This window comes from Methanosarcina sp. A14 (genome assembly GCF_001729375.1).
GTDB lineage: Archaea > Halobacteriota > Methanosarcinia > Methanosarcinales > Methanosarcinaceae > Methanosarcina > Methanosarcina barkeri.
Window position 1 is genome coordinate 1 of the sequence record NZ_LZPK01000136.1, and the last position, 5,480, is coordinate 5,480.

Consider the following 5,480-nt stretch of genomic DNA (forward strand, 5'->3'; position numbering starts at 1 on the left):
GAGTCTGAGGAGTCTGAGGAAACATAACTTGAGCAGAACATCAAGGGGAAACAGTATGTTATCCGGGTGTACAATAGTATATTCTTCAGATAGTCAAAGATATAGATTCTGATCATAGATATAAATCCGGTGACATATAGCATTTTGCTTCAGGTTCTCACTGATGAGATTGAACATGAAAATGATATCTGCAAGCCGTGGATGGAAGACATCGGTTTGCTTCAAGCGTAAATATAATCCTTTGCAGTAAGTAACAAAACGAGGGAAAACGAGGGGTAATAAATGATTGAATTGCTTTTATTAAGTCGGCTTCAGTTTGCCATAACAGCTGCGTTCCATTTCATATTTGTTCCACTAACTTTGGGATTAGCATTATTAGTGGCAGTCATGGAAACAATGTACTACAGGAACAAAGATGAAACATGGCGAAAAATGGCTGACTTCTGGGGTAATATATTCAAGATAAACTTTGCAATAGGTCTAGTATCAGGTATTACACTGACTTTTCAGTTAGGTACTAACTGGGGTGCCTATGCAGAATTCATGGGAGATGTCTTTGGACCACCTTTAGCTATGGAAGCGTTATTTGCTTTCTTCCTTGAAGGGACTTTCCTTGGAGCATGGATATTCTTGGGCCATAACCGTCAGAAATTAAAGGCATTTTCCATGTGGATGGTCGCTCTAGGTACTAACATATCTTCATTATGGATTATCACTGCTAACGGGTTTATGCAGCATCCCGTAGGCTATGAGATGGTTGCTGACGGGAGCAAGGTGGTTATGACAGATTTCATTGCTCTAATTACGAACGGCTATGTTTGGTACATGCTGATACACACTCTGCTTGCAGCTTACCTGTTGACCTCATTCGTGATAATGGGAATCTGTGCGTATCATTTCCTTAAAGGGAATAACAATGAAGTGTTTAAAAAATCTTTTAGCATAGCAGTTATCATAGCACTCGCTACTGCAGTCATGCTTCCAGTTCTTGGTCACGGTTATGCACAATATGTTGCTGCGCTTCAACCTACAAAAGGAGCGGCAATGGATGCGATATGGGAAACAGGCTCTTCAGTGCCTATGTATCTAATACAGGTACCCGATTCAAGCACAGGCTCCAATAGTATTCAGCTGCTGGGAATTCCAGGTCTTGCAAGTTTCCTGTATACAGGAAGTTTTAGCGGAACGATAACAGGACTTAACCAGCTACCTCAGGGTGAATTACCGCCTGTAGAAATGATATTCTGGAGCTTCAGGTTGATGACAATTCTGGGTTCCCTGTTCATCATAGTGGCTCTTTTAGGCTTATATCTTCAAAAATCAGGCAAGCTATACACATCCAAAAAATATCTAAAGCTACTAATATGGTCTATTCCTCTTCCATATATTACTATTACTGCTGGCTGGATTGTAGCTGAGGTAGGAAGGCAGCCATGGATGGTCTATGGTTTGCTAAAGACAGCTAATGGTGTATCATCGGTTCCCACATCAGACGTCTTGTTAAGTATTAGCCTTATAAGCACATTTTATATGGTCCTGCTTATCTTTGAGGTATACCTCATAAAGAAAACCGTGGTCAATGCGACAGGAGTTGAGTGAATATGTTCGATTTTCTTACTCATGATATGCTTGCTATTATCTGGTTCTTCCTGTGGTGTGTAATATGGGGAGTTTACTTTATTGTTGACTCTTTTTCCCTCGGAGCAGGCCTTCTGGTACCTTTTATTGCCACAGATAAGGCCCAGAGGATGCAAATCCAGAGTTCTGTTGGTCCTTTCTGGGGTGGCAATGAGGTATGGCTTATCCTGGCTGCAGGTGGAACATTTGCTGCATTCCCTCTGGTATTCTCGAAGATGTTTACTTTCCTGTATCTTCCCATGATGTTGCTGCTTATCGGCTTAATTGCAAGGGGAATTTCCATAGAATATCTTCACAAGGATGAGAATCCCCAAATACAAAAAATCCTTATGTGGGGATGGTTTGCTGGAAGCCTGCTGATTTCTCTGGTCCTGGGAGTTGCATTTGCGAACTTCTTCAAGGGGCTCGAAATTGCTTCAGGAGGTGTTTATATAGGTACCCTTATTGGACTCTTCAGCCCATATGCATTGATAGGCGGTGTCTTATTCGTGCTTATGAGTGTTACTTCAGGTGCGCTCTGGATCAATGTCAAAACTGAAGGAGCCATAGCTGCAAAAGCAGGTGATCTGGCAAAGAAAAGTACTCTTATCGTACTCGTACTTGCTCTGGTCTATCTGGCATATTCCTTTATGGGTATAGAAGGTTTTACAACCAACTATTCAGCCATGCCAGCTCTGTACTTATTGCCAGTTCTTGCGGTAGTGACAGCTGTTCTTGCTGTGTTTTTTGCAAAAAAGGACAAGATATTCCCTGCCTTTTGCAGCAATCTCCTGGCGTTTCTTTTCGTTGTTGAAAGCGGGCTTGCAAGTATCTATCCTTACATGCTTAAGTCCTCAGTTTCTTCTGAATATGGAATAGACATCTTTGAGGCTGCATCAAGCCACATGACTCTGAGCGTCATGCTAGGAGCAGCATTGGTATTCGTGCCCATAATCATCATCTATCAGCTATGGGCATATACCCTGTTCAGGGAAAAGATAAAAGAAACAGATCATGTAGAGTACTAACCTGCTTTCTTTTGTCTTTTATTTTTTCTTTTCCTTCTTTTCTTTCTTTTTTCACTTTATCTTTGAAAAAATGAAAATACTATCCTTTGCTAAATATCCCAAAACATGGATACTTTGAAGAAACACGTATAAAAACTAAAAGAAAAGTTAAGAATAATAAAAACAATATGAGCAAAACTGAAAAGTCAGTTCTGCTCTTTTCCATATACGTTGATTATCTCAGTGTTTGACCCTGATTTTTGTTCAGGGACTATAAATTAAGGACAAAGTAGGAAAAAAGTTTAGAGATAAATTTATTCGTTTAGTCTCTTTCTTCTTTCTCTTCAGGGCTCATGAGTTCTTCGTAACAGATAACGCAGATACATTTATCGTCTGAGGATATTTTTTTAAAGTCCACCTTGGGACCACTGGGTTTTACGGTTCCAATTTTTAATACATAGAAGTGCTCACCGAATTCGACTGGCTGGCCGCATCTCGAACATAAGAAGGGTGGATTCTCAACCGACTCAGTTGCACACTCAATACATATCAGATCGGACTTATCCCCGTGAACGTCCTTGAATTTTATTGGTTTCATATCCTGGCTGGTATCAACGACCAGCACGTCTTCTAGCAATTCCCGACCGCATATATTGCAATATTCTTTCGTCTTGTCGCCTCCCTTCATTATGTTACCTCGATTCTCCAAAGGATTTTTCACAAAATCACAGACTAAGCCTGCAGGGTTTTTAATCTCCCCGTTTTTCACTGAACTTTATTCCCTTTTTGGCTTGTATTATAATTATATTGATTTTGATATTTAAAAATATTTTTATTTTACATGTCATAACTTAATTGGGCATCTTCCACATTGGGCTTTCTTTAAATATATTCTGAGATTAAATTCGCAGCAGAAAATATGAGAAAGAAATCCTATAAAATAATAGGGAATCGAAAATGACAGATGATAAACGCGCGATTTTAATTTATCACCATGATGATAATGACGGATGCTGTGCAGCTGCTATTGCTGGTAATTCCTATGACCGGAATGAATTTGACATCAAATTTGTTGCTATAAATTATGGCAAAGAGTCGTGGAGTGAGGGCGAGATAAAAGCAGCCGAAAAAGTATGGCTTGTTGACTTTACCAGCGATAAAATGGATGAATTTGTAAAGGTTTGCGGGTCTAAGCTGATATGGATTGATCATCATAAGACCGCAGTGGAGAAGTTCCCGGACCTGTGGAATTCAAACAGTATTCCGGGTATTCGGTCCCTTGAAAAGGCAGCCTGTGTACTTACATGGGAGTTCGCACATCCTGAAGATGTCTCGTCCCCTGTAGCTGTAGCCTATATTGGGGATAAGGATATGTGGAGGTTTGAATATCCTGAGACCAGGGCTTTCACCGCAGGCTTTAATCTGATGGTGAAAACCCCTGATGATATTATATGGGATGTGCTTCTTGGTCCGGAATATGAGGATACTGTAAATAATATGATATCTATCGGGGAATTGCTTCTCAAAGCTCAAAGCTACAAGCTTCAGAAAGCTTTCGATCGTGGGGTGGATTGCACTTTTCATAACTGGAAATCCAGACTTGTAAACACTACTGGAAATATCTCCGAGCTTGGGGAGTTCATCTACAGGAAGCCTGAATATGATCTTGCTATCATGTGGCAGGCTGTAGAGGATATGCTGGTATTCAGCTTGAGATCTGATTCCAGTAATCCAAATTCACCCGATTGTGCCGAAATTGCTCAGCAATACGGTGGTGGAGGACACAGGAATGCTGCTGGATTTCAGAAAAATAATCTGGATTTTCCAAGCCTGCTTTTCAAATGAAATCGCTCATAATGGTTTGGAGGCATAGAAAGACCTGGGATCTAACTTTATCATGGGGCTATCAGGCAAATTAATTCCAACTTGACCTGAAAATCCCACCGAGTTTTTTGTGGATTTTTTGCCTTTCTGTGACTATACTTGAAGTGACTTTTTTCTCAAACATATAATTTATTCATACCTGAACATTTAGAAAAGTATTTATATTATAAAACTACCTTATCCAAGAAAATTAGTCCAGATATAAATAGTAGTGGGATCTATTGACCTGGAGGTTAGTTTACGTTTAAAAATATAATTCAGTTCTATAATGTAAACGGTTTGGCTAGAAGTCCTTTTAAGCATAGCCTGACTGTTCGATTTAACAATTTTCTAAAAATGGAGTTTAATCCTCTATACTGGTTTACCCTTCCAGGTTTTGTTCTCATTTCTATTGGGTTATACATAGGCCTCGATTTATTAAGGACTTTCTATCTTGGCGGAAGTCTTGCCTTCGGACCAACGGTTTTGATGGTAATTCTAACCATTATAGGGATGGGTATGACTTTTACCGGAATTTTGCTTCACTCTATCTCAGGTTTACTGCAGCACCTGCGGGAATAAACGAATTGTTCCAAAAGATTTACTTAATGAGTTTATCCAAAACTAATTTTGTTCTCAATCAGTAAAGTTTGATAACTATTTCCCATGATCAGAAACTCAGTTAATTATTTGGAGCATGGGATTTAAAGAAATTATTTTAAGTTTTGGAATGAGCTCAATAGATATTTTCAATATCAGTTTTTCTGTTTTCCAGTAATCTTTCTGTTTTCAGTAGTTTTTCTGTTTTCCAGTAGTCTTTCTTAATACTGTTTTTTCTATTGTTGATAAGCTATATAAATATTGATTCTCTGGTAAATAGGAATAAGGATGGCTATTGACTGATAATAAATATTGAACGGTCTGGAATTCTTGACTGAATATTTTTAATTAATGGAGAAAAGACAAAATACAATGGTGAAAACTCAAAATGAA

General features: G+C 38.9%; 5 protein-coding genes. 4 read left to right on the forward strand and 1 reads right to left on the reverse strand.

The window, feature by feature from the left end:
- Positions 1-282: 282 nt before the first annotated feature.
- Positions 283-1,599, forward strand: coding sequence for a cytochrome ubiquinol oxidase subunit I (locus A9239_RS07520; RefSeq protein ID WP_048121210.1), 1,317 nt, complete (start codon positions 283-285; stop codon positions 1,597-1,599).
- Positions 1,600-1,601: 2 nt separating this feature from the next.
- Complete coding sequence (gene cydB, locus A9239_RS07525) at positions 1,602-2,645, forward strand: cytochrome d ubiquinol oxidase subunit II (RefSeq protein WP_048121208.1); 1,044 nt, start codon at positions 1,602-1,604, stop codon at positions 2,643-2,645.
- A 301-nt stretch (positions 2,646-2,946) separates the two neighbouring features.
- Here cydB and A9239_RS07530 read toward each other — a convergent pair whose 3' ends face one another.
- Positions 2,947-3,393, reverse strand: a complete 447-nt coding sequence (locus A9239_RS07530; protein ID WP_369815395.1) for a hypothetical protein — start codon at positions 3,391-3,393, stop codon at positions 2,947-2,949.
- Positions 3,394-3,581: 188 nt separating this feature from the next.
- Here A9239_RS07530 and A9239_RS07535 point away from each other — a divergent pair, with 188 nt between their 5' ends.
- Both A9239_RS07535 and A9239_RS18915 read left to right on the forward strand, forming a co-directional pair.
- Positions 3,582-4,469, forward strand: coding sequence for a hypothetical protein (locus A9239_RS07535; RefSeq protein ID WP_048121206.1), 888 nt, complete (start codon positions 3,582-3,584; stop codon positions 4,467-4,469).
- A 375-nt stretch (positions 4,470-4,844) separates the two neighbouring features.
- Positions 4,845-5,069: a hypothetical protein gene (locus A9239_RS18915; protein WP_141706403.1), complete on the forward strand. Its 225-nt coding sequence runs from the start codon at positions 4,845-4,847 to the stop codon at positions 5,067-5,069.
- Positions 5,070-5,480: the final 411 nt, after the last annotated feature.

Excerpts from the sequence above, each read along its gene's own strand:
- A9239_RS07520 (WP_048121210.1), top strand. The coding sequence starts at position 283 with ATGATTGAATTGCTTTTATTAAGTCGGCTTCAGTTTGCCATAACAGCT.
- cydB (WP_048121208.1), top strand. The coding sequence starts at position 1,602 with ATGTTCGATTTTCTTACTCATGATATGCTTGCTATTATCTGGTTCTTC.
- A9239_RS07535 (WP_048121206.1), top strand. The coding sequence starts at position 3,582 with ATGACAGATGATAAACGCGCGATTTTAATTTATCACCATGATGATAAT.
- A9239_RS18915 (WP_141706403.1), top strand. The coding sequence starts at position 4,845 with ATGGAGTTTAATCCTCTATACTGGTTTACCCTTCCAGGTTTTGTTCTC.